Consider the following 21975-nt stretch of genomic DNA (forward strand, 5'->3'; position numbering starts at 1 on the left):
TCTCGCGGGAACGGCGCGCTCGTTCGACAGAACGGCGCGCCGTTTTTGCGTTTACTTCATCTCGATGGCGACGCTTCCCGTCTCCAGCAACGACTTGAGATTCGAGAGAATCTTGGGCCAGCCGCCCGACACGGCCTCGATGAACTTGCGGCCTTCGCTCACGTGCGTGACGGTGAGCTTAACGGCGTCGTTGCCATGCCTTTCGATGTCGTAGGTGCAGCGCGACCAGCCTTCGTCCTTCAGATCGTCGCGGAATTCGTTGCGCCACTTCAGCACGAGGCGTTGTCCGGGTTCCGCTTCGAGCACTTCGCCCGAATCCGCGACGCGTCCATCGGAAAACAACATCTTCCACGCGGAGCCTGCGGTCCAGCCGGACTCCTGGTGCATCGCGAACCAGTACTGCTTCTGCCACTCGGGCGTCGTCAGCGCGGCCCAGAGCTTCTCGGGCGTCGTGCGAATGTAGGTGACATAGACAAAGGTTTCGCTAGTCATGATCGTCTCCTTCAAGCGTGCGTTTGAGGTCGGACAGCGCATCCAGGCGCGAAAGCTCGAACTTGCTGATCCAGCGTTGCGCGATCTCGTGGATCGGCACCGGATTGAGAAAATGACGCTTCTCGCGGCCGTGACGCTGCGTCGCCACGAGATTCGCGGCTTCGAGTATCGCGAGATGTTTCGACACGGCCTGGCGCGTCATGCGAAGGCCTTCGCACAGTTCGCCGAGCGTCTGGCCGTTCTCGATATGCAGCCGGTCGAGAAGCTGCCTGCGGCTCGCATCCGCCAGGGCGCGGAAAACCGAATCGTCATCCATGAAGACATTATGCAACCATTTGGTTGCATGTCAAGCGCGCGCGCAACCAGAAACGACGACGCCCCGGAAGCCTGAGGCTTCCGGGGCGTCGATGATGCGCTTAACCGGTGATGCTGATGCTGCTGCGCGCTACTTACTTACGGCGATACGATTCGACGAGGATCTCGCAGTTTTGCAGATGCAGTTGCAGCGCACGGTTCCACTCACGACGCAGCGCAGCCTTGGCGGCGCGCAGCGAGGAACCGAACGAAACGAACAAGGATTGTTGAGCGGTGGTTTTCATGAGCGTCTCGGGGTAAGTAGCTAAGGGATAACCCTCAATATACGCCGATTACGCTGCATTGCAACAACTTGTCAAAAAAGCAACAGGGTATTCCCTAGGTTCGTCGGTCAATCTTGCTGCGGCGCGTCGGGCGCGAGTTGTACGCCCTTTTTGAAGATGAAGCAGCCGTAACCGCGCGTTTCGCCCGTCGCGATGACGCAATAGGCGCTTTTCGCGCGCTCATAGAACGCGAAACGCTCGATCGACGCGAAAGGCACCGCACGGCCTTCGGCGGCGTCGACTTCTCGCCGGGCCTCGCGCTGGACCGCGGGCTGCGCGGCCGCATCGCCGACGACTTCCATGCGTTCGGCAGGATGCTCGACGAACGTATCCAGCGGCAACACCGACAGCACCGCCCGCACCGCGCGCGGCGCGCTCACGCCGTCGAGCCGCAGCACGCGTCCGAGCACGGTCCGGCGCGCGACGGAATCGGAGGGAAAGTTGGCGTCGCAGATGACGACTTCGTCTCCGTGCCCCATCGCGCAGAGGGCGTGAAGAATGTCGGGATTGAGCAGCGGATCGATGTTCTTCAACATGTTTTTTTGTTCTCCATGAGGTAAGACAGGCCGAACCTATGGTACCCGCCGCGGCACGCCTACGGCACGAGCAGGTCGCCCGTGCGCGCGGCGTCTTCGCCCGCGATGCGCGCGACCAGCATTCCCGCCGTGGCGAAGCGTGTCCAGTGGCGCGCGTACAGCACGCCTTCCGTCCGCGCGACGAGCGGCACGAGCTGGTCGTCGAGCGGATCGAGCACGTCGGCGATCGTGTCGCCCGCGCGCACCGCCTCTCCCACTTCCCGTCGATGCAGGATCACGCCCGACACCGGCGCGTGCACGTACTCGCATCCAGCGAGCGGCGTCGCGGGACGGCGCAGCGCGGGCGGCTCGGGCGCGTCGCCCGAAATCATCCCGATATGCGTCAGATAGTCGACGATCGCCTGCGCATCGCGCGCCGCCATTTCATGCGATACGTCGCGCACGCCGCGCAGTTCCAGCGTAACCGGCGTCATGCCCTGCGGAACCGGAAAACGCTCGCCGAACGCGCCGCGCAGATAGCGCCACGCCGATGCACACGCTTCGTCGAACGGCTCGCCGCCGGAGACGTCCGCGAGCAGTTGCGCCTCGCTGCCGAGATAGCGCGCGAGCGGCTCGACCGCAGGCCACGCTTCGGGCGTCGTGTATAGATGCGCGACGGCTTCCCAGTCGCAATGGAGATCGATGACGAGATCCGCGTCGCACGCGAGCTTCATCAGTTCGATGCGTTGCGAGTCGAGCTCGTTAACCGGCATCAGCGCCGCGAAGTGTTCCCGAAGTGCGGCGCGAATGAGCCGCGCGTTGTGCGTCTCATCGTCCATCAGGCGGTGCTTCAGTTCCAGCGCCAGCGCGGGCCCGGCCTCGGGAAAGCGCCGGTTGAAATCCTGGCCCGAACGCATCTCGAAGCGGCCCATCTGCGCGCCGAACCACTGCTGATTGAGCCCCGCCGGATTGGCGACCGGCACGAGCACCACGCGCGCCGCGAGCCGTCCGGCCGCTTCCAGTTCGGTCAAGTGTCGCTTCAGATACCACGCGACGACCATGCCCGGCAGTTCGTCCGCATGCAGCGAGGCCTGAATGTAGACCTTCGGCGATATATCGTCGCCCGGGCCGAACGCGTAGCTCGTGATTGCGCGCCCCGTGCCGAGCGACGCGCAGACGAGCGGATGATGATGAACCTGCATCTTTTCGAAAGCTCTCGTCAAAAAAGAAAGGCACCGCGAACGATGCCTTTCTCGTGCGAACGTGTCAGACGGCGATCACTGGATCGAGATATCGGTCTCGAAGTATTTCGCCATGATGCGCTTGAACGTGCCGTTCTTCCTGATCTCGGCGAACGCGTTGTTCAGGCCGTTCTTCAGATCGGCATCGCCCTTGCGCAGGCCGATGGCCGTGCCCGGACCGATGATCGCCTTGTCTTCGACGATCGTCCCGACGAGCGCGAACGGCTTGCCCTGCGGCTTCTTCAGAAAGCCGATGGCGGCTTGCGCGGCGTCGGTGAACATCGCGTCGATGCGGCCCGCGACGAGATCGGCCTCGACCTGCTCCTGATCGCCGTAAGCCACGACCGTCACGCCCTGCGGCTCCCACTTCACCTTCGCGTAACGTTCCTGCACCGTGCCCTGCTCCACGCCGACGCGCTTGCCCTTGAGCGCCTGCGGCGTCGGCAGGATGCCGGAGCCCGCGCGCGCGACGAGCTGCGCATGCGTGTCGTAGAGCGGATCGGTGAAATCGATCTGCTTGAGGCGCTCTTCGGTGATGCCCATGTCGGACAGCACGGCGTCGAACTTGCGCGCCTTCAGGCCGGGAATCATGCCGTCGAAATTGTTCTCGACCCACACGCACTTGACCTTCATCTGCGCGCAGAGCGCATTGCCGAGGTCGATGTCGAATCCGGCGAGCTTGCCATCGGCCTGCTTGGATTCGAACGGAGGATAGGACGGATCGACGGCGAAACGGATTTGCGTGATCTCTCTGGCTTGCGCGGAAATGGAAACGGCGGCGAGTGCGGCAATGACAGAACACGCAGCGAGCGATGCGGACTTCTTGAATGACATGCTTTTCCTTCGGGACTTTCGATGAGACGGCGAGACAAAGCGCGAGCGAAACGCGCGCAAAACCGCGAATGGTAACAAAAACCCACGATTCAGCGCACGACGTCCATCAAGGCACGACCGAAAGAAACAGGAAAGCCGCGAAGATCACGAGATGCACGACGCCCTGCAGCACCGTCGAGCGGCCCGTGCCGAGCGTGATGACGGACACGAGCAGCGTGAGCGCCAGCATGACGATTTCTTTGTTCGCAAGCCCGAGCGCAATCGGCTGGTCCATGACGATCGACACGACCGCCACCGCCGGAATCGTCAGGCCGATGCTCGCGAGCGCGGAGCCAAGCGCGAGATTCAGGCTCGTTTGCAGACGGTTCAGGCGAGCCGCGCGCAATGCGGCGAGGGCTTCGGGCAATAGCACGAGCGCAGCGATCACGACGCCGACCAGGGCTTCGGGCGCACCCGCCGCCGCGATGCCCGCCTCGACCGCCGGCGACAGCAGCTTCGCGAGCCCGACCACCGACACGAGCGACAGCATCAGAAACACGAGCGCGATCCACGCCTCGCGGCTCGTCGGCGGCGGCGCGTGGAACGCGTCGTCTTCCGCGCGCGCATCGGCGGCGACGGGCGGCGTGAACGGCAGAAAATAATCGCGATGACGGATCGTCTGCACGAACACGAACGTCACGTACAGCACGAGCGAAATCACGCCGACGAAAATCAGTTGCGACGTGGACAGCGCCGGCCCCACGACCGTGCTCGTGAAGTTCGGCAGCACGAGCGTGAGCACGGACAACGCGCAGAGAATCGCGAGCGCCGCGCTCGCGCCTTGCAACTGAAAGTCCTGCACGTGATGCCGCAAGCCGCCGACGAGCAAACTCAGCCCGACGATGCCGCAACCGCAGATCATGATCGCGGCGAACACGGTATCGCGGGGAAGGCCGGCTTTTTCCGGGCCGCCGGAGAGCATCACGGAGACGATCAGCGCGACCTCGATCACGGTGACGGCGACCGCGAGCACCAGCGTGCCGAACGGCTCGCCGACGCGATGCGCGACCACTTCCGCGTGATGCACGGCCGCGAACACCGCGAGCGCGAGCGCGATGGCCGCGAGCGCGATCAGCACGCTGCCGTGAATGACGGAGGCCGCGCCGAGCACGACGAGCGCGAGTATGGGGGTAACGAGGGTCCAGTCCAGCTTGAATTTCATCGGCGCTCCGGGCGGATCGGGTGAATGGGATCGTCGGCTCATGCGATGTGGCCGCAAGATCGCAGCAAAAACGCGCCGAATGCGTCGGACCTGCTCGGGCGGCGCGCGTGCAAGGAAGTTGCCGTGACAAAGGGCCGCAGACCATCGGCATGATAGCGAAAACTCGGCGCGGGGCGCGTTCTCGCGCACGGTTTGCCATCGGGTGAATTATTTAGGCAATTGTCAGGGAATAGGGCTTTAGCGGTCACGAAGGCCGCGTTGCGCGGGTCGTTGAGGGAAAGCGATGTGATCGGGCGGCTTGGCGGGCGACGAGTTCGTCGCGCTGTTGACCGACGCCGGCGGCGACGAAACGCAAGGCGCGCTCGACCGTTTGCGCCATGCGCTGACGGCGAGCGACGCGGTATCGTCGCGCGGCTATCAGATTCGCTTCAGCGTCGGACAGACGCAGTTCGACGCACAGCGGCACGCGTCGATCATCGACCTGCTCGCGTCGAGCGATAGCAAGATGCACGCGCACAAGGCCGCCCGAAAGCACGGCCAAGCGCGCTAGCGCACGTCATGCGCTGCCGCTTTCCCTGAAGTAGAGACGTCGCGGCAAGCCCCATACGATCAGCACCGCCCCGAGCAGGCATGCGAACGCGATCGCATAGAGACCAGGCGTCGCGCTGCCGGTCATCGTCTTCACCTTGCCGACCATGTACGGGCTGATGATGCCGCCGAACTGCCCCACCGAATTAATGAGCGCGATGCCGCTCGCCGCCGCGATGCCGGAGAGAAAGCGCGTCGGCAAAATCCAGAAGAGGCCGAGCGACGTGATGATGCCGGTCGCCGCGATCGTCAGCCCGATCACGAGCATCACCGTGTTGCCCGGAAAGAAGCCGCACAGCACGTAACCGATCGTGCCCGCGAGCGCGCACGCGCCGAGATGCCAGCGGCGTTCGCCGGTTCGGTCGGAATGCCTGCCGATCAGAATCATGCCGATGCCCGCGACCGCGTAGGGCAGCATCGAGATCAGGCCGATCATGAACGGATCGCTCGTGCCCGCAGTCTTCACGAGCTGCGGCATCCAGAAGACGAGGCCGTAGATGCCCATCGCGAGAAAGAGATAGATGAGCGCCATCACGAGCGTGACGGGCTCGCTGAGCGCGGCTTTCAGCGAATGCACTTCGCCGACTTTCGGATCGCTCGCGAGTTGTGCTTTGAGCGCGCGTTTCTCGTCGGCGTCGAGCCATTTCGCGTGATCGACGTCGTCATCGACGAAAGCGAGCACGACGAAGCCCAGCAGCACCGATGGAATGCCTTCGAGCAGAAAGAGCCATTGCCAGCCGGGCATGCCGTTCATGCCATCGCAGAACTTCATGATCGCGCCCGAGAGCGGACTGCCGATGATCCCGCACAGCGCGATCGACGCCATGAAAAACGAATTGATGCGCCCGCGGCGTGAAGACGGAAACCACTTCGTGAAGAAGTACAGCGCGCCCGGCACGAAGCCCGCTTCGAGCGCGCCGATCAGAAAGCGCAGCGCGTAGAACCACGTGTCGGTGCGCACGAACATCATGCACGCCGACGCGATGCCCCACGTGATCATGATGCGCGCAATCCAGCGCTTCGCCCCGACGCGATGCAGAACGATATTGCTTGGTACTTCGAATAAAAAGTATCCGACGAAGAACACGCTTGCGCCGAAGCCGTACATCGCATCGGAGAAGCCAAGCTCGCTTTGCATCTGCAGCTTCGCGAAGCTGATATTGATGCGGTCGAGATACGAAAACACGAAGCATGCGACGAACAGCGGCACGAAGCGCCAGAACACGTTGCGGTAGATCTGGGCGTCGTCGTGCGCGAGTGCGCGCGGGGCGGCGATGGAATCCACGTTTGTCTCCTTTGGTTTTTATTGACCGCGGTATCAGTAAGTCGCGCGCCCTCCCGACAGATCGAATACCGCGCCCGTCGTGAACGAGTTCTCCGACGACACGAGCCACGCGACCATCGACGCGATCTCCTTCACCTCGACGAAGCGCCCGCGCGGAATCTTCGACAGCATGTAGTCGATATGCTCCTGCTTCATCTGCTCGAAGATTTTCGTGCGCGCGGCGGCGGGCGTGACGGCGTTCACCGCGATATCCAGCCCGGCCGTTTCCTTGCCGAGGCTCTTGGTCAGCGCGATCACGCCGGCCTTTGCCGCGCTGTACGCCGACGCGTTCGGGTTGCCTTCCTTGCCCGCGATCGACGCGATATTCACGATGCGTCCATAACCGCGCGCGATCATCGTTTTGACGACCGACTGGTTCACGTGAAAGGCCGCATTCAGATCGACGTCGATCACGCGCGCCCATTCTTCGGGCGCGTAATCGGCAACCGGCGCATTCGCGCCCGCGATGCCCGCGCTGTGCACGAGCACGTCGATCTTGTCGAAGCGCGCGAGCGTGGCCGATGTGGCGCGTGCGACCGCATCGCGATCGGTCAGATCGACGAGCACGGTTTCCACATCGCCGGTCTTCGCCAGTGAAGCGCGCGCTTCGGCCAGCGCGCCTTCATCGCGATCCCACAACGCGACGCGCGCCCCGCCTTCGAGCAGACGCTCCGCCACCGCATAACCGATGCCCTGCGCGCCGCCCGTCACCACGGCCGCGCGATTCGTGAAGTCGTACTGGTTCATGCGTCCACCGTGCGTTGTTCTTGTTCGCCCAGCCCTTCGATGCCGACGCGCATCGTCTGCCCCGCGCGCAGATAGACGGGCTCGGGTTTCTGGCCCATGCCGACGCCCGGCGGCGTGCCCGTCGAGATGACATCGCCCGGTTGCAGGCTCATGAAACGCGATAGATACGAGACGATCTCGCCGACCTTGAAGATCATCGTGCCGGTGTTGCCGTTCTGATAGCGCTTGCCGTCGACTTCGAGCCAGAGCGGCAGCTTGTGCGGATCGGGCACTTCGTCCGTGGTGACGAGCCACGGGCCGATCGGACCGAACGTGTCGCAGCCCTTGCCCTTGTCCCAGGTGCCGCCGCGCTCGATCTGATACTCGCGCTCGGACACGTCGTTGATCACGCAATAACCGGCGACGTGGCTCATCGCGTCGGCTTCGTCGATATACGCGCCGCCCTTGCCGATCACGACGCCCAACTCCACTTCCCAATCGGTCTTTTTCGAGCCACGTGGAATGCGCACGTCGTCGTGCGGGCCGACGACCGCCGACAGCCACTTGTTGAACACGACCGGCTCGGCCGGCACCGGCAGATTCGATTCCGCCGCGTGATCGGCATAGTTCAGCCCGATGCAGATGAACTTGCCGATGCGTCCCACGCACGGCCCGATGCGTTCGCCCGCAGGCACGCTCGGCAACGTCGACGGATCGAGCTTCGAAAGACGCGCGAGCGATTCGGGCAGCAGCGCGTCGCCCGCAATATCGCCGATGACGCCCGACAGGTCGCGGATCGTGCCGCTGGAATCGAGAAGGCCGGGTTTTTCGCGGCCGGGCGCGCCGTATCGCAAGAGCTTCATGAGTCGGGGCTTCCTTGAACAGTTGAACGGAAGCCCACAATGTAGAGAACCACGGCGCGCTTGAATAATGAAAGCTGCGGCACGGGAGATAACTTTGCGTTATCTTCGTGTTCTCCCTGATCAACCGTCGCGCGCATGCTGCCGAACGTCGATTCCATTGCCGCGCGTCTGCGGCTCAAGCAACTGCGTCTCTTGATCGCGCTCGACGATCACGGCTCGCTGCATCGCGCCGCCGATGAAATGGCGCTCACGCAACCCGGCGCGACCAAGGCGCTGCGCGAGATCGAAGCGACGCTCGGCGCGACGCTCTTCACGCGTTCCGCGCAAGGCATCCAGCCCAACGAGCTCGGCCGCTGCGTGATCCGCTATGCGCGGCTGATTCACATGGACGTCGCGCACTTGCGTGAGGAGATGGCGGGCATTCTGCAAGGCACGGGCGGGCGGCTCGCGATCGGCTCGATCACGGGCGCCGTATCGGGCGTGCTCGTCGATGCGCTCGCGCGCCTGCGGGAGCGACAGCCGGCGCTGACCGTCGAAGTGGTCGAGGACACGAGCGCGCGGCTGCTTTCGCTGCTCGATCAGGGACGGCTCGATGTCGCGATCTGCCGCGCCAGCGTCGCGCGGCAGCCCGATCATTACCACTACGTCGAGTTGCGCGACGAACCGCTCGCGATCGTCGCGGGCGTCGCGCATGCACTCGTCGATGCGCCGCGCGTCGATCTCGCCGACCTCGCGTCGAGCCGATGGATCGTCTATCCGGCCATCATGCCGATTCGCAGCCTTTACGAGCGCGAGTTCAAGGAAGCGGGCTTGCCGCTGCCCTTGCATCCGGTCGAAACGGCTTCGACCATCACGACCGTGCTGCTGCTGCAACGCGACCCGACGCTCGTCGCGATGATGCCGCTCGACATGGCGACCTTCCTCGCGGAGCACGGACTCGCGAAGCGGCTCGCCATTGCCGTGCGTTCGCGCACGGAGCCGTACGGCGTCGTGACGCGCAAAGGCGCGGCGCTGCCGGCGCCGGCGCGGCTCGTCATCGAGGAACTGACGCGCGAAAAAAACGCGGACGGGTAACGTGCCCGTCCGCGTCGATACACTGCGCGTGATGTCTGCTTACGACACCAGTTCGGCGTTCAGCGTGATCTTCGTGTTGCCCGCGAAGAGCTTCGAAACCGGGCAGCCTTCCTTCGCGGCCTGCGCGGCTTTGTCGAACGCGGCTTTGTCCGCACCGGGAATCTTCGCCTTGAGGTCGAGCTGGCAAGCGGTGATCGTGAAGCCGTCGCCGTCCTTGTCGAGCGTGACCGTCGATTTCGTTTCGAGGCTCTCGGCCTTCATGCCGGCCTGCTCGAGTTGCAGCGAGAGCGCCATCGTGAAGCAGCCCGCGTGTGCCGCCCCGATCAATTCTTCGGGATTCGTGCCCGGACCTTCCTCGAAACGCGACTTGAAGCCATAGGGCGCCTCGTTGAGCACGCCGGTTTGCGTCGTGATGAAACCCTTGCCGTCCTTGATCCCGCCGCTCCATTTTGCCGATGCTGTCTTTTGCACGAGAGTTCTCCCGAAGATGAAGTGGAATTGCGATGACTGTCGCCCGCGTGAAGCTGTTTGCGAGGCGTGCGCGTCATGACCTGCCGCACGTGCCGTGCCCGCTTCGATAGCCTGAATGGTTTCAGACAAGTGCGCCGTCGAGCATCGTAGCGGAACGCGCGAGCGGACGCAGGGAGTCGGCGAATCGGCCTATGACGTTTGGATGATGACGAGCCGAAAGCCTTGTTCCACGGGGCTTTGCGGCAAGTCATCGCGGTTTTGCTGTTTTCGGGCAACTTCATTCGTATGGTCAAAGACGAACGATTCACTTAGCATCCTTTCACCCGCCGTTTTGACCGATGCGCGATAAGGCGCGGTTCGGTCGTTCGTCAAATGCGGCATCGTCTTTCGCATCTCCTGGCAACCAGCATGAACGCACTACCTCAACCGAAAACGCATCAGATCGTGGATCGCATCAACGCGCTGCAGGCTGCATCGCCGCGCTTCATCGACACGTCGGAAATAACGCCGCTCTCACGCGAATGGAGCGCGATAAGACATGACATCGATCAGCTCATGCGCGTGGACGCATGCGCCGCGTGGGAATTGACGGGATCATGGCGCGCGCTCACCGGCGACGTCGAAGGCGCTGAGGCGGCGTTCACAAATAGCGTGGCGCTCGGGCACACGGGCGTGAATCGAGAGAACTGGATGATCACGCGGCTGAATCTGGGATTGTTCTCCGGCGCGCAGGGTCTGTTTCGCGAGCTGTGCGTGGCGCGGAACCGGAATCTCGCTGAGATCGCACGGTGTGGGTTTCTTGCGGGGGCGATCGGCCGCACGGCCGAATTGATCGAAGGAGCGCGCAACACGGGCGTCGAGCTGGACGATGCGTGGTCCGAGCAAGTAATGGAAGCGCGTTCGATCATGACGGATGCGAACGTCACCGACGAAGACATCGGGAATCGGCTCGATTGCGGAGGCGTCGTGTTGCGGCGGCATGGATATCAGGCTGTCATCGTGCCGCACGTCCTGTCGGTGGAGGGCGTCTGCCGCACCGTGAGTTACAGGCTGCTCGTGCCGCTCCCGTTCGAGCCGGCACACAACATGACTTACGAGATGATTCCCGAGGAAGAGAAGCTGGAGCGTTTCGACCTAAACGCACTTGCTGTCTGGATCGAAGGCGGGCGTCTATGAGCAGCACGGCGGAGGAACTTATCGAATGCGCAACCGCGTTGCTGAGCGATGCGGCAGATGAACCACGGTTTCGGGCCGTCTGCAGCCGGGCGTACTACGGCGCATTCCACGCGGCGCATGCGTTCCACCGGCAACTGCCTGTGCCCGGTACCGTCGGACACGCGCGTGGCAGTCGTGAACAGCTGATCGCGCAACTGGGTAGTCCCATGATCAAACCAGGCGATGAAAAGTACCGGATATCGAAAGCGATCGCCAGCGACTTGGCGCAGTTACGCAATGCACGCGTCATGGCGGACTACCACCTCGACGAGCACGTCGATCACAAACTGGCATCGAAGTCCGCTGAGCTCGCCCTGAACGTTTTAAAGAGCACCACATAACATGGGCCCACCCACCGACCGCATCTCCGAAGACCGCACCCTGCCCGACCGCGCCGATGTCGTCATCGTCGGCGGCGGAATCATCGGCATCAGCACCGCACGTGCGCTCGCCGGCAAAGGCCTGTCCGTCACCGTCTGCGAGAAGGGAACCATCGCCGGCGAGCAGTCGAGCCGCAACTGGGGCTGGTGCCGCGCGACGCATCGCGACTTGCGCGAGCTCGAACTCAGCCTCGAAAGCCTGAAGCTCTGGCGGCGCATCGATGCGGAACTCGGCATCGACACAGGCTTTCGCGAATGCGGCATCCTCTATGCCGCCGACGACGCCAAAGCCCTCGCCGATCACGAAGCCTGGCTCGCGCGCGCCATCGCGCTCGTCGGCCGCGACGCACTCGATTCGCGCATCGTCTCCCCGGACGAAACCGCCTTGCTGATGGCAGGCACCTCGCGGCGTTTCGCCGGCGGCATCTACACGCCGAGCGACGGCCGCGCCGAACCCCAACGCGCCGTGCCCGCGATGGCGGCCGCGCTGCGCGAGCGCGGCGTGAAAGTGCTGACGCCCTGCGCGGTCCGCGGCATCGAGACGAGCGGCGGCGCGATCAGCGGCGTGGTCACCGAATACGGACGGATCGGCTGCGCGAGCGTGGTCGTCGCAGGCGGCGCATGGACGCGCTACTTCGCGGGCAACCTCGGCATCAATGTGCCGCAACTCATGGTGCGTTCGTCGGTCATGCGCACGTCGGAAAGCGACACACGCGACGACGGCCCCGACGTGAGCGCGTGCAATCAGGAAATGGGTTATCGAAAGCGCCTCGACGGCGGCTACACCATCGCCAACGCGTTTCATAGCCATCACGACATCACACCGGACAGCTTTCGCCTCTTCCCCAAGTTCCTGCCAGCGCTGAAGAGTCAAATCGGTTCGATCAAGCTCGGGCTGAACGCGCGCTTCTTCGAGGCGTTGCGCCGGCCGCGCCGCTGGCCGCTCGACCGGCCGACGATCTTCGAAGCCGCTCGCACGCTCGATCCCGCGCCTGTCGAATCGTTCAACCAAGCGGCGCTCAAGGAGTTCCGCGCGCTCTTTCCGGCGCTCGCTCATCTGCGCGTCGAGCAGGCGTGGGCCGGCTACATCGACGTCACGCCCGACGCGGTGCCGGTCATTTCGGGCGTCGAGCGCAGGCCGGGACTCTTCGTCGCGACGGGTTTTTCGGGTCACGGTTTCGGCATCGGGCCGGGTGCGGGCCAGTTGATGGCCGACATCGTCGCGAACGACGCGCCGCTCGTCGATCCACGGGCGTTTCGCCTTTCGCGCTTTTTCGACGGCAGCAAGATCGAGATCGACGGCGGATTTTGACGCATCGGGCGACACGCGCCGGTCGCCTGCACGCGCTAACATACCGCTTTTGCGGCCGTCGCTTTTCGCGGCGGTCGCCTGGTTCGGTCAAACGGCGCGCGTGCGCCGTTCGTTTTGGGGCTCACATGGCATCCACGCCTGTTCTTTACATCGACGTCTGGTCGGACTTCATCTGCCCGTTCTGCTATCTCGAGACGCCCGTGCTCGACCAGTTCCGCAACGCATACGGCGATGCGGTCGAGATCCGCTGGCACGCGTTCGAATTGCGCCCGGAGCCGACGCCCCTGCCCGACCCGAACGGCGAGACGATCGTCGATTCCTGGGAAAATTCGGTGCGCCCGCTCGCGGAGGAGCGCGGCATGACGATGCGTCTGCCCCCGGTCGCGCCGCGCAGCCGCAAGGCCTTCGAAACCGCGATGTTCGCGCGCGAATCGGGCCGCTACGATCTCGTGCATCGCGCGATCTTCAAGGCGTACTTCGAGGAAGGCATCGATATCGGCGACACCGACGCGCTGCTCGATATCGCTGCGGCGTGCGGCATCGATCCGGAGATGCTCGAAGAAGCGCTCGATGACGGCACCTACACCGATCTCGTGATCGAAGACGAAGAGTTCGCAAAAAAGCTGGGCGTGACCGGCGTGCCGTTCGCGGTGCTGTCGCGCGAGCCGGCGCCCGGCCAGGAACCGCCGGCGCCGATCGCCCTGCGCGGCGCCGCGCCGGTCCAGCATTTCGAAGCGGCGGTCGAGCGGCTCTTTCCGGACGGCTTTCCGGGCAACTGACGCCGCTGCCACAAGCTGGCGATGCTAGCTGTGCTCGGCCATGAACGATTTAAGCGCGATACGCTGCGACGGCTCGACCGATTCGAACTCGAGCCCGTAGGCCGCGCTGCCATCGGCCGGATCAATCGCACCGACATGGCGCACGATCGCTATGGTGTCGATCTTCACGTCGACGCCATCGGTCTTGAACTGAAACGACAGACTCAGGCGATCGCCCACGCGCGCGGCCGGATTCGCGGCGATCAGCGACATGCCATAAGGACTGATGTCGCTCACGCGGCCCAGTTGTCGCGCGACGTGCGGCTGGCCATCCGGGGCGAAATGTGCGGCGAGGCGCGTCGGCATCCGCGCGAACTTGCGCGTGCGCAGTCTGCGGATCGCACCCGGCGCCGACAGCACCGCGTAGTTGAACGGCTCGCGGCAGGTGGCGTCGACGGTGCAGGCAAAGCGGAACACGCCCCGCCCCGTGAGCGCGACGAGATCGACCTGTTCGCCGAGCGTCAGGTCGAGCGGATCGAAACCCGTCATCACCGGTTGTGTCACAAAGAGCGAGCGGTCGCCGTTGCGGCGCGGCGCGGAAAACCCGATCACACGGCTCGCATACATGACGGAGCCCGTGCCGCCCGTGCCGCGCAAGCCGACTCGCGCACCGATGGTGAGACCAATATCTTCCAGCGTCAGCGGGCCGTCCCCGAGGTCCGCGTCATCGGACACGCCCGGCGCGGGATCGTGCACCGCACGGTGCGGCTCGAAATGGCGAAACATGAACTCACGCGCCGACGCGTCCGGCACGACGGCGCCCGCATCGAAGAGCAACGCGCCATCGGCGGCCACAACGGGCCATTCGAGCGCGGCGTTCAGCGGTATCTCGGAAGGTTGGAGGCGAACCAGTAACTGGCGCGCCCCTGCGACGGTTTCTTCGGTCATCTTATAGGACGATTCTCAAGCGTTTCCGCAATCGTCGTGCTTGCAGAGGGCGTCGTCAAGAGTCGTACGGCAACTTTTACGTCACCGCACTGATATTTGTTTCGAATTTACGACTCGACCAGCGGCATGCGCGGAACGAGGTTTATGCGCATAAAAGTTCTATCGAGAGAACGCGTTAGCGGATCGTCGCGCCGGATTCGCTCGACGGCGAAGCCGCACGCGACGGCCCGCTCGTCACGCTTTCGATCGCGGCCAGCACTTGCGGCACCTCGGGGGGCGCGCCGTCCTCGCCCACCGAGACTGACCGGCCCGGATCGTTTACACCGAAATGCTCGCGCGAAGTCGCGGCAAACAGCATGACGGTACGGCGCTGCAGCGCATGGGCCAGATGCACGAGCCCGGTGTCGGCGCCGACGACCAGCTCCGACGCGCGAATCCAGTGCGCGCATTCCACGACCGACAGCTTCGGCAGCACGATCGCGCCGGGAACGAGCGCGGCGATCGCTTGCGCTTCGCCCTGCTCGCGTTCCGTGCCCCAAGGAAGCGCGATCGTATAACCGCGCGCGGCGAGCCAGCGGCCGACTTCGCCCCAATGCTCTTTCGGCCACTTTTTCACGTCCGCCGACGTCGCATGGAACAACATCGCGATGCGCGTGCCACGCGGAATATTCAGATCACGCGCGAGCGCGGGCAACTGAATGTTGTAGTCGGGCGTCTCGTCGAATCGATAGCCGAGCGCCTCGGCGACGCTCACTCGCATGCCACGCCACGCATCGGTGAGTGGCCGCGGGCCGAAGCGCGCGTTGTACGCAAAGGCCGCGCCCCGTTCCCCGAGGTCCTTGTTCAGATAGCCAAAGCGCCGCCGTCCCCGCGCGATGAACGCGATGATCGCGCTCTTGTAGACGCCGTGAATGTCGACGATCACGTCGTATTTTTCCGCGCGAAGTTCGCTGATCGATGCAGCGATGTCCTTCAGATCGTTCCAGTTGCGCGCCTTCTTGAACTTGCGCAGCGGCGCGCTCAGCACGCGATCGACGCCCGGATTCCAGCGGATGATGTCGGCAAAGGCAGCGTCCGCGGCCCAGTCGACCTTGACGGACGGAAACGCGCGCCTCAGATCCGCAACGACCGGTAGCGTCTCGACGATATCGCCGAGCGACGTGACTTTGACGATCAGAATTCGCTTCATGAATATTACGGAAATGCTCCGGTACGTGGACGATCCGGAGGACGTCACGTCGCACGGGACAAATGGCCGCGCCCGGAAAACCAGCGATTCTAATGACTTTGAGACGCGCGCGGTATCAGCGTTTGTAAGCGCTGCGGCAAGCGGCAGCGGCGAAGCGGCCGCGCCTCGACGGTTCAGCATAGCCCATTTCGAGATGAAAGACCGGCTCCGCCCGCCGCGATGACGCTCAGAGCGAGCGCGCCGAGAACGTGTCGCACTGGCTGACGTCGCCTGACGACATGCCGCGCCGCAGCCAGCGTTGACGCTGCTCACTCGTGCCGTGCGTGAACGCCTCCGGCACGACGCGCCCCTGCGATTGCTGCTGCAAGCGATCGTCACCGATCGCGGCCGCCGCGTTCAAGCCTTGTTCGAAATCGCCGGGCTCGATCAGCTTCGCGTTCTGTTGCTGCGCGACCGCGGCCCAGACACCGGCGAAGCAATCTGCCTGTAACTCGACACGCACCGACAGCGCGTTGGCCTGTTCCCGCGACATCCGCGAGCGCGCCTGATCGACCTTGCCCATGATGCCGAGCACATTCTGCACGTGATGCCCGACTTCATGCGCGATCACATAAGCCTGCGCGAAGTCGCCGCTAGCGCCGAAGCGGTCACGCAGTTCGCGATAAAACGAGAGATCGATATAGACCTTGCGGTCTCCCGGACAATAGAACGGGCCCATCGCCGTCTGGCCGGTGCCGCACGCGGTCTGCGTCGCGCCGGAGAACATCACGAGCCTGGGCGTCGGATAGTCCTGATTGAACTGCGCGCGGAAGATGTGCTGCCAGGTGCGCTCGGTGTTGCCGAGCACGCGGCGCACGAACACCGCGCCGGCGTCGTTGGCGGGCGGCGCGTTGCTTGGCGCGGCCTGCTGCTGCGGCGCGTTGCCGTGCAGCACCTGCGCGCCGTTGATGATCGTCATCGGATTGATGCCGAAGAAATACGACGCCGGGAGCGCCACGATGATCGTACCGATGCCGATCGATCCGCCGCCGACCCGAAAGCCGCCCCCGCCGCGCCGGTCTTCGACATTGCGACTTTCTGCTTCGTCATCGAGACGCATGATGCTTCTCCTTGCTGCTCGCGCGGTGCGCGCGTTCAAAAAGCCATTATGGTACCCGCCCGGCTCGCACGTCTCGTGCCGGCGCATCGTAAAACTTCTTTCCGCGCCTTCCACGAGTCGGATCGAATAGTGCGGTCGATTGTCGCGAAAGCGCGTGCGCGCTCTTGCCGCACCGCACCATCGATTCATCTCGAAATCATTGGTAAATCAATCTGCTAGCGGTCGCAACGCCTTGAAATTGCGGCATTTCCGCGCAATGCAAAATCCCTGACGCAGCGCAATAGTTCCTCGAAATAGCGCTAAGCTCCGGCCCGTAACACGTCTGATCCGGTACAGGGCAGCCCCCGCTTTCCACTGCGGGCGCGCGTGAATTTCCAAGGCACAAAGTCATCATGCATTCGACTCCCGAAGCACTCGATCTGGCGCGGATCCAGTTCGCGTTCACCGTCTCGTTTCACATCATCTTTCCTGCGCTTTCCATCGGGCTCGCGAGCTTCATCGCGGTCCTCGAAGGCGCCTGGCTCAAAACCGGCAAACCGGTCTTTAACGAACTGTGTCTCTTCTGGTCCAAGGTCTTCGCGGTCGCGTTCGGTATGGGCGTCGTGTCGGGCGTCGTCATGGCGTACGAGTTCGGCACCAACTGGGGCGGATTTTCGACCTTCGCCGGTCCCGTCACCGGGCCGCTGCTCACATACGAAGTGATGACCGCATTCTTTCTCGAAGCGGGCTTCCTCGGCATCATGCTGTTCGGCTGGAACAAGGTCGGTCCGAAGGCGCATTTCGGCGCGACGCTGATGGTCGCGATCGGCACGCTCATCTCGACGTTCTGGATTCTCGCGTCGAATAGCTGGATGCAGACGCCGCAGGGCTTTCGCATCGAAGGCGATCATGTCGTGCCGGTCGACTGGTGGGCGATCATCTTCAATCCGTCGTTCCCGTACCGGCTCGCGCATATGGCGATCGCGGCGTTCATCGTCGCGGCGCTCGTCGTCGCCGCCACCGGCGCGTGGCATTTGCTGAAGGGCCGCCGCGATCCGGCCATCAAGAAGATGTTCTCGATGTCGCTCTGGCTGCTGCTCGCGTTGGCGCCGATTCAGGCGCTCGTCGGCGACGCGCACGGCCTGAACACGCGCGAACATCAGCCGGCGAAGATCGCGGCGATCGAAGGCATCTGGGAGACCGAAAAAGGCGGCACCGCGCTCAATCTCTTCGGCATCCCCGACATGGACGCGGAAACGACCAAGTACGCCGTGTCGATTCCGCATCTCGGCAGCCTGATCCTCACGCATAGCTGGGACGGCGAAATTCGTGGCCTGAAGGAATTTCCGAAGGAAGACCGTCCGAATTCGACGCTCGTGTTCTGGAGCTTTCGCGTGATGGCGGGCCTCGGCGTGCTGATGATCGTGATGTCGTTCGCCGCGTGGTGGCTGCACCGCAAGCGCAGGCTGTTCGAGGCGCGCTGGTTCCATCGCTTCGCGCTCGCGATGGGCCCGACTGGTTTCATCACACTGCTCGCTGGCTGGGTCACGACCGAAGCGGGCCGCCAGCCGTGGGTCGTGTACGGCGTGATGCGCACGGCCGATGCAGTATCGCCCGTCACCGCGCAGCAAGTCGGCGTGTCCCTGCTCGCGTTCGTCATCGTGTACACGATCGTGTTCGGCACCGGCATCTACTACCTGTTGAAGCTGCTGCGTCACGGTCCCGCGCTGCCGGGCTCGCCTGCGCAGGCGGCCGATGGCGCCGCGCGTCGTTCGCTTTCGTTGCCTAACCAGTCCATCGAAGGAGCGTAAGCACATGGACCTGACTCTCGCCTGGGCCGCGATCATCGCGTTCGGCCTGTTCCTTTACGTGGTGCTCGACGGCTTCGACCTCGGCATCGGCATTCTCTTTCCGTTCTTTCCCGACCAGCACGATCGCGACGTGATGATGAACACCGTCGCGCCCGTCTGGGACGGCAACGAGACCTGGCTCGTGCTCGGCGGCGCGGGACTGTTCGCCGCGTTTCCGATGGTCTATTCGACCGTGCTGTCCGCGCTCTATCTGCCGCTCGTGCTGATGCTCGTGTGCCTGATCTTCCGCGGCGTTTCGTTCGAGATCCGCGCGAAGGCGCAGCGCACGAAGCACATGTGGGATCTCGCGTTCATCGGCGGATCGGCGGGCGCGACGTTCTTTCAGGGCGTGGCGCTCGGTGCGTTCCTCGGCGGCATTCCCGTCGCCGATGGCCGCTTTTCCGGCGACGCCTTCGGCTGGTTCTCGCCCTTCTCGATCTTCACGGGCGGCGCGCTCGTCGTCACCTATGCGCTGCTCGGCGCATGCTGGCTGATCGCGAAGACCGAAGGCGACTTGCAGCGGCGCGTGTATCGCGTCGTGTGGCCACTGACGGTGTTGCAGCTCGCGACGATCACGGTCGTCAGCATCTGGACGCCGTTGCAGGATGCGGGCATCGCGTCGCGCTGGTTCGATTCGCCGCTGTTCTATCGCCTGTTGCCGGTGCCGGTGCTCGTTGCGCTCTGCGCGTGGACGATGCGCCGCTCGATTCAGTCGCGCCACGAGAAGCGTCCGTTCGCGGTGGCGCTCGGCTTCGTGCTGCTCGGTTATGCGGGACTCGTCGCGAGCATTTCGCCGCACGAGATTTTCCCGGGCGTTTCGATCTGGGATGCGGCCGCGCCCCGTTCGAGCCAGCTTTTCACGATCGTCGGCGCGGCGGTGATTCTGCCTGTGATCGTCGCGTACACGACGCTAGGCTATTGGGTCTTCAGAGGAAAGGTGCGTCATGGCGAACATCACTACCATTGAGCGCGGGCGCAAGGCCCTCTGGTTCGTAGCCTTGTGGATGGCAGGCGTCGGCGGCGCGATGCTGCTTGCCCTGCCGTTCAAGCTGCTGATCAGGGCGGGCGCGGCGATTCATTGAGCGGGCACGCTCAAAACCACGCCGCCGCGATCACCCCGCTCACGGCGCCGAACCCCATCACCGCCACCGCCACCACCGCCAGCACGCGCGGCGGAAACGACCGCGCGAGCATCGCAAGCGACGGCACGCTGACGGGCGGCAAGGTCATCAGCAGCGCGCCGGCCGGACCGGCCGCCATGCCGAGCGACAGCATCGCCTGAATGATGGGCACCTCGCCCGCCGTCGGAATCACGAAGAGCGTGCCGGCGACTGCAAACGCGACGATCCATAGCAGACCGTTGTCGATGTCCGGACCGATGTGCGGAAAGAGCCACGCGCGCGCCGCGCCGAGCAGCAGCACAAGCACGATGTATTCGGGAATCAGGCGCAAGGCCATGCGCCCGAGAATCCTGATCCAGCGCGAGAACGCCGTGCCCGGCTCGTCCTCCTCGATCAGCTTCGCGAGCGCCTGACGCGATGTCGCCGCCTGCGCCGGCGTCACCATGCGATTCACCGCGTAGCCCAGGCCGAACACCATCAGCACGCCCAGCACGAGGCGCAAGCCGGTCCATTGCCAGCCGAGCACGAAGCCCATGAAAACCAGCGCCGCCGGATTGAGCACGGTATTGCCCAGCCAGAACGCGACGGCGGCGCCCGGCGCCGCCTCACGCGCTCGCAAGCCCGCGACGACCGGCGCCGCGCAGCACGTGCACATCATTCCCGGCAAGGACATCAGTCCACCGTTCACGACGCTGCCGAAGTTGTGCTCGCCGAGCGCCCGCGCAACCCAGCGCGGCGGAATCAGCGCCTGCACCGCGGAGCCGAGCAGGAGGCCGAGCACCATCGCTTGCCAGATTGCTTTGCCGTAGGCCATCGCGTAATCGAGCGCGGCCTGCCACGACGGCTCCGGCGCGCTCGCGGCCGTGCCCATCAGAATGGACTTTCCGATCGAATGCTGGCTCGCCGCGACGAACGCGCGGTTGTAGTACGGAAACCATTTGACATAGAACAGTCCCACGACGGCGATTAGCAGGAACACCATCCAGCCGAGAGCGACGCGTGGTTGTCGGAACGTGGTCATGATTTTTTCTTTGAAGAAGAGAGATTGAATCCGAGTGCGGGCGTCGTTTCGGCGAGCCGCGCGAGCAAGGCTTTCGCCTGATCGACGCTGTCGGCATCGTTCGGACGGAACAGCATGCGCGACGCGTGCGGCAATCCCGTATAGAGCGCCTGGCTGCTGCGTCCGTACGCGGGATCGTAATGCTGGTCGATCAGCTCGGCGAAGAGCGCGGCGCGTGCGTTGTCACGGATCAGGCGATGCCAGTGTTCCACGCGTTCGCGGCTATGCAGCCCGATGAGCTTCGACAACTGCGTCTCGAAAAACGCGGGATCGTCGAAGAGATGCGCGTAATCCTGCAGCAGAAACGCGATGCGGTCCTCGCGGCGCGCTTCCACCTGCACGCACGACGCCGCGTGCAGGCTGTCGAGCACGGCGTCGGGAATCGTGATCGCGCCGATGCGCCGGCCTTCCGCTTCGGCGAAAACCGGTTGCGCCGTATCGAAGCCCGACAGCGCCTGCAACAGCGCGGAATCGAACGCCTTTTGCGACGGCTGCGGACGCCCCGGAAACGCGCCGAGCAGCGATCCGCGATGCGCCGCGAGTCCCTCCAGATCGAGCGTCTGCGCGCCCGCCGCCGAAAGCGCCTGCAACAGCCGCGTCTTGCCGCTTCCTGTGTGGCCGATCAGCACGACATAGCGAAAGCGCCGTGGCAGCGTGCCGAGTCGCTCCATCACGTCGCGCCGGTAGCTCTTGTAGCCGCCGTCGAGCTGACGCGCCTGCCAGCCGATCATGTTGAGCCACGTCGTCATCGAACCGGAGCGCTTGCCGCCGCGCCAGCAATAAATCAGCGGCCGCCAGTTGCGCGGCTTGTCCGCGAAGAGCGTGTCGAGATGATGCGCGATGTTGCGCGCGACCATCGCCGCGCCGACGCGCGTCGCCTCGAACGGCGAGACCTGCTTGTACATCGTCCCGACGATCACGCGTTCCTCATTGTTGAGCACGGGCGCGTTGATCGCGCCGGGAATGTGATCCTCGGCGAATTCGAGCGGTGTGCGGACGTCGACGATTTCATCGAAATCGCGCAGACGGTCGACGGAAACGAGCAGGTTTTTCACGGGCTTGCGGGCGGGCAATGGCTGAATCGAGCGAAAAATTAT

25 protein-coding genes are annotated in these 21975 nt (G+C 64.2%); 9 read left to right on the forward strand and 16 right to left on the reverse strand.

Going from position 1 to position 21975, the window contains the following annotated elements; all coding sequences use genetic code 11:
* Positions 1 to 51 precede the first annotated feature (51 nt).
* The 7 genes from AWB75_RS06255 to AWB75_RS06280 all read right to left on the reverse strand — a co-directional run bounded on the left by AWB75_RS06255 (position 52) and on the right by AWB75_RS06280 (position 4921).
* Positions 52 to 492 carry an SRPBCC family protein gene (locus AWB75_RS06255; RefSeq protein ID WP_061123323.1) on the reverse strand — a complete coding sequence of 147 codons (441 nt, stop codon included), beginning with the start codon at positions 490 to 492 and terminating at the stop codon, positions 52 to 54.
* On the reverse strand, positions 485 to 808 hold the full coding sequence (locus AWB75_RS06260; protein WP_061123207.1) for an ArsR/SmtB family transcription factor: 324 nt from the start codon (positions 806 to 808) through the stop codon (positions 485 to 487). Before AWB75_RS06260 ends, AWB75_RS06255 begins: the two co-directional genes overlap by 8 nt.
* Positions 809 to 941: 133 nt before the next feature.
* The gene (locus AWB75_RS37630; RefSeq protein WP_159462770.1) at positions 942 to 1091 is read right to left on the reverse strand and encodes a hypothetical protein; all 150 of its coding nucleotides are present in this window, start codon (positions 1089 to 1091) and stop codon (positions 942 to 944) included.
* Positions 1092 to 1198: 107 nt separating this feature from the next.
* Positions 1199 to 1666, reverse strand: coding sequence for an RbsD/FucU family protein (locus AWB75_RS06265; protein WP_061123208.1), 468 nt, complete (start codon positions 1664 to 1666; stop codon positions 1199 to 1201).
* 59 nt (positions 1667 to 1725) lie between these two features.
* Entirely contained in the window at positions 1726 to 2847 is a 1122-nt protein-coding gene (locus AWB75_RS06270; RefSeq protein ID WP_061123209.1) for a succinylglutamate desuccinylase/aspartoacylase family protein, read from the reverse strand.
* Between the two features lie 75 nt (positions 2848 to 2922).
* Positions 2923 to 3720, reverse strand: a complete 798-nt coding sequence (locus AWB75_RS06275) for an ABC transporter substrate-binding protein (RefSeq protein ID WP_061123210.1) — start codon at positions 3718 to 3720, stop codon at positions 2923 to 2925.
* A gap of 106 nt (positions 3721 to 3826) precedes the next feature.
* Positions 3827 to 4921, reverse strand: coding sequence for a calcium:proton antiporter (locus AWB75_RS06280; protein WP_061123211.1), 1095 nt, complete (start codon positions 4919 to 4921; stop codon positions 3827 to 3829).
* A gap of 298 nt (positions 4922 to 5219) precedes the next feature.
* On the opposite strand from AWB75_RS06280, the gene AWB75_RS06285 reads away from it, so the two are divergent.
* Positions 5220 to 5471 (forward strand): nucleotidyl cyclase domain-containing protein, encoded by a 252-nt coding sequence (locus tag AWB75_RS06285; RefSeq protein ID WP_061123212.1) that lies wholly within the window; start codon positions 5220 to 5222, stop codon positions 5469 to 5471.
* Positions 5472 to 5477: 6 nt separating this feature from the next.
* Here AWB75_RS06285 and AWB75_RS06290 read toward each other — a convergent pair whose 3' ends face one another.
* Genes AWB75_RS06290 through AWB75_RS06300 form a run of 3 tightly spaced genes read right to left on the reverse strand, consistent with a single transcriptional unit; the run spans position 5478 to position 8422 of the window.
* Complete coding sequence (locus AWB75_RS06290) at positions 5478 to 6794, reverse strand: MFS transporter (protein WP_061123213.1); 1317 nt, start codon at positions 6792 to 6794, stop codon at positions 5478 to 5480.
* 33 nt (positions 6795 to 6827) lie between these two features.
* Positions 6828 to 7580 (reverse strand): SDR family NAD(P)-dependent oxidoreductase, encoded by a 753-nt coding sequence (locus AWB75_RS06295; RefSeq protein WP_061123214.1) that lies wholly within the window; start codon positions 7578 to 7580, stop codon positions 6828 to 6830.
* On the reverse strand, positions 7577 to 8422 hold the full coding sequence (locus AWB75_RS06300) for a fumarylacetoacetate hydrolase family protein (protein WP_061123215.1): 846 nt from the start codon (positions 8420 to 8422) through the stop codon (positions 7577 to 7579). Before AWB75_RS06300 ends, AWB75_RS06295 begins: the two co-directional genes overlap by 4 nt.
* Before the next feature lie 135 nt (positions 8423 to 8557).
* On the opposite strand from AWB75_RS06300, the gene AWB75_RS06305 reads away from it, so the two are divergent.
* Entirely contained in the window at positions 8558 to 9496 is a 939-nt protein-coding gene (locus AWB75_RS06305) for a LysR family transcriptional regulator (protein WP_061123216.1), read from the forward strand.
* Between the two features lie 39 nt (positions 9497 to 9535).
* On the opposite strand, the gene AWB75_RS06310 is transcribed toward AWB75_RS06305, so the two are convergent.
* Complete coding sequence (locus AWB75_RS06310) at positions 9536 to 9967, reverse strand: OsmC family protein (protein ID WP_061123217.1); 432 nt, start codon at positions 9965 to 9967, stop codon at positions 9536 to 9538.
* Between the two features lie 408 nt (positions 9968 to 10375).
* Between AWB75_RS06310 and AWB75_RS06315 the strand changes: the two genes are divergently transcribed.
* The 4 genes from AWB75_RS06315 to AWB75_RS06330 all read left to right on the forward strand — a co-directional run bounded on the left by AWB75_RS06315 (position 10376) and on the right by AWB75_RS06330 (position 13653).
* The gene (locus AWB75_RS06315; RefSeq protein ID WP_061123218.1) at positions 10376 to 11143 is read left to right on the forward strand and encodes a hypothetical protein; all 768 of its coding nucleotides are present in this window, start codon (positions 10376 to 10378) and stop codon (positions 11141 to 11143) included.
* Positions 11140 to 11523: a HEPN domain-containing protein gene (locus AWB75_RS06320; protein WP_061123219.1), complete on the forward strand. Its 384-nt coding sequence runs from the start codon at positions 11140 to 11142 to the stop codon at positions 11521 to 11523. Before AWB75_RS06315 ends, AWB75_RS06320 begins: the two co-directional genes overlap by 4 nt.
* 1 nt (position 11524) lies before the next feature.
* On the forward strand, positions 11525 to 12874 hold the full coding sequence (locus AWB75_RS06325) for an NAD(P)/FAD-dependent oxidoreductase (RefSeq protein WP_061123220.1): 1350 nt from the start codon (positions 11525 to 11527) through the stop codon (positions 12872 to 12874).
* Between the two features lie 125 nt (positions 12875 to 12999).
* Entirely contained in the window at positions 13000 to 13653 is a 654-nt protein-coding gene (locus AWB75_RS06330; protein ID WP_061123221.1) for a DsbA family oxidoreductase, read from the forward strand.
* Positions 13654 to 13677: 24 nt separating this feature from the next.
* Here AWB75_RS06330 and AWB75_RS06335 read toward each other — a convergent pair whose 3' ends face one another.
* The 3 genes from AWB75_RS06335 to ypfJ form a co-directional block, all read right to left on the reverse strand.
* A complete protein-coding gene (locus AWB75_RS06335; protein ID WP_061123222.1) occupies positions 13678 to 14580 on the reverse strand; it encodes a flagellar brake protein in 903 nt (300 codons plus the stop codon).
* Positions 14581 to 14755: 175 nt separating this feature from the next.
* Positions 14756 to 15769 carry a lipopolysaccharide heptosyltransferase I gene (gene waaC / locus AWB75_RS06340; RefSeq protein WP_061123223.1) on the reverse strand — a complete coding sequence of 338 codons (1014 nt, stop codon included), beginning with the start codon at positions 15767 to 15769 and terminating at the stop codon, positions 14756 to 14758.
* A 226-nt stretch (positions 15770 to 15995) separates the two neighbouring features.
* Positions 15996 to 16868 carry a KPN_02809 family neutral zinc metallopeptidase gene (gene ypfJ, locus AWB75_RS06350; protein WP_061123324.1) on the reverse strand — a complete coding sequence of 291 codons (873 nt, stop codon included), beginning with the start codon at positions 16866 to 16868 and terminating at the stop codon, positions 15996 to 15998.
* 392 nt (positions 16869 to 17260) lie between these two features.
* Here ypfJ and AWB75_RS06355 point away from each other — a divergent pair, with 392 nt between their 5' ends.
* The 3 genes from AWB75_RS06355 to AWB75_RS38035 are packed head-to-tail and all read left to right on the forward strand — an operon-like array spanning position 17261 to position 19779.
* Positions 17261 to 18658: a cytochrome ubiquinol oxidase subunit I gene (locus tag AWB75_RS06355; RefSeq protein WP_061123225.1), complete on the forward strand. Its 1398-nt coding sequence runs from the start codon at positions 17261 to 17263 to the stop codon at positions 18656 to 18658.
* Between the two features lie 4 nt (positions 18659 to 18662).
* Positions 18663 to 19664 (forward strand): cytochrome d ubiquinol oxidase subunit II, encoded by a 1002-nt coding sequence (cydB, locus tag AWB75_RS06360; protein WP_061123226.1) that lies wholly within the window; start codon positions 18663 to 18665, stop codon positions 19662 to 19664.
* Complete coding sequence (locus tag AWB75_RS38035; protein ID WP_200822932.1) at positions 19642 to 19779, forward strand: hypothetical protein; 138 nt, start codon at positions 19642 to 19644, stop codon at positions 19777 to 19779. The genes cydB and AWB75_RS38035 overlap by 23 nt, the downstream gene beginning before the upstream one ends.
* Positions 19780 to 19789: 10 nt before the next feature.
* Here the strand turns inward: AWB75_RS38035 and AWB75_RS06365 are convergent, their stop codons facing one another.
* Together AWB75_RS06365 and mnmH are read right to left on the reverse strand one after the other, a co-directional pair.
* Positions 19790 to 20842 (reverse strand): permease, encoded by a 1053-nt coding sequence (locus tag AWB75_RS06365; protein ID WP_061123227.1) that lies wholly within the window; start codon positions 20840 to 20842, stop codon positions 19790 to 19792.
* Positions 20836 to 21933 (reverse strand): tRNA 2-selenouridine(34) synthase MnmH, encoded by a 1098-nt coding sequence (mnmH, locus tag AWB75_RS06370; RefSeq protein WP_061123325.1) that lies wholly within the window; start codon positions 21931 to 21933, stop codon positions 20836 to 20838. The genes AWB75_RS06365 and mnmH overlap by 7 nt, the downstream gene beginning before the upstream one ends.
* Positions 21934 to 21975 lie beyond the last annotated feature (42 nt).

The sequence above is a fragment of the Caballeronia catudaia genome, from assembly GCF_001544755.2.
GTDB classification, from domain to species: domain Bacteria; phylum Pseudomonadota; class Gammaproteobacteria; order Burkholderiales; family Burkholderiaceae; genus Caballeronia; species Caballeronia catudaia.

Excerpts from the sequence above, each read along its gene's own strand:
- AWB75_RS06305 (WP_061123216.1), top strand. The coding sequence starts at position 8,558 with ATGCTGCCGAACGTCGATTCCATTGCCGCGCGTCTGCGGCTCAAGCAA.
- AWB75_RS06280 (WP_061123211.1), bottom strand. The coding sequence starts at position 4,921 with ATGAAATTCAAGCTGGACTGGACCCTCGTTACCCCCATACTCGCGCTC.
- AWB75_RS06270 (WP_061123209.1), bottom strand. The coding sequence starts at position 2,847 with ATGCAGGTTCATCATCATCCGCTCGTCTGCGCGTCGCTCGGCACGGGG.
- AWB75_RS06330 (WP_061123221.1), top strand. The coding sequence starts at position 13,000 with ATGGCATCCACGCCTGTTCTTTACATCGACGTCTGGTCGGACTTCATC.
- AWB75_RS06335 (WP_061123222.1), bottom strand. The coding sequence starts at position 14,580 with ATGACCGAAGAAACCGTCGCAGGGGCGCGCCAGTTACTGGTTCGCCTC.
- AWB75_RS06300 (WP_061123215.1), bottom strand. The coding sequence starts at position 8,422 with ATGAAGCTCTTGCGATACGGCGCGCCCGGCCGCGAAAAACCCGGCCTT.
- AWB75_RS37630 (WP_159462770.1), bottom strand. The coding sequence starts at position 1,091 with ATGAAAACCACCGCTCAACAATCCTTGTTCGTTTCGTTCGGTTCCTCG.
- AWB75_RS06355 (WP_061123225.1), top strand. The coding sequence starts at position 17,261 with ATGCATTCGACTCCCGAAGCACTCGATCTGGCGCGGATCCAGTTCGCG.
- AWB75_RS06275 (WP_061123210.1), bottom strand. The coding sequence starts at position 3,720 with ATGTCATTCAAGAAGTCCGCATCGCTCGCTGCGTGTTCTGTCATTGCC.
- ypfJ (WP_061123324.1), bottom strand. The coding sequence starts at position 16,868 with ATGCGTCTCGATGACGAAGCAGAAAGTCGCAATGTCGAAGACCGGCGC.
- AWB75_RS06315 (WP_061123218.1), top strand. The coding sequence starts at position 10,376 with ATGAACGCACTACCTCAACCGAAAACGCATCAGATCGTGGATCGCATC.
- AWB75_RS38035 (WP_200822932.1), top strand. The coding sequence starts at position 19,642 with ATGGCGAACATCACTACCATTGAGCGCGGGCGCAAGGCCCTCTGGTTC.
- AWB75_RS06320 (WP_061123219.1), top strand. The coding sequence starts at position 11,140 with ATGAGCAGCACGGCGGAGGAACTTATCGAATGCGCAACCGCGTTGCTG.
- AWB75_RS06295 (WP_061123214.1), bottom strand. The coding sequence starts at position 7,580 with ATGAACCAGTACGACTTCACGAATCGCGCGGCCGTGGTGACGGGCGGC.
- AWB75_RS06260 (WP_061123207.1), bottom strand. The coding sequence starts at position 808 with ATGGATGACGATTCGGTTTTCCGCGCCCTGGCGGATGCGAGCCGCAGG.
- waaC (WP_061123223.1), bottom strand. The coding sequence starts at position 15,769 with ATGAAGCGAATTCTGATCGTCAAAGTCACGTCGCTCGGCGATATCGTC.
- AWB75_RS06255 (WP_061123323.1), bottom strand. The coding sequence starts at position 492 with ATGACTAGCGAAACCTTTGTCTATGTCACCTACATTCGCACGACGCCC.
- AWB75_RS06325 (WP_061123220.1), top strand. The coding sequence starts at position 11,525 with ATGGGCCCACCCACCGACCGCATCTCCGAAGACCGCACCCTGCCCGAC.
- AWB75_RS06265 (WP_061123208.1), bottom strand. The coding sequence starts at position 1,666 with ATGTTGAAGAACATCGATCCGCTGCTCAATCCCGACATTCTTCACGCC.
- cydB (WP_061123226.1), top strand. The coding sequence starts at position 18,663 with ATGGACCTGACTCTCGCCTGGGCCGCGATCATCGCGTTCGGCCTGTTC.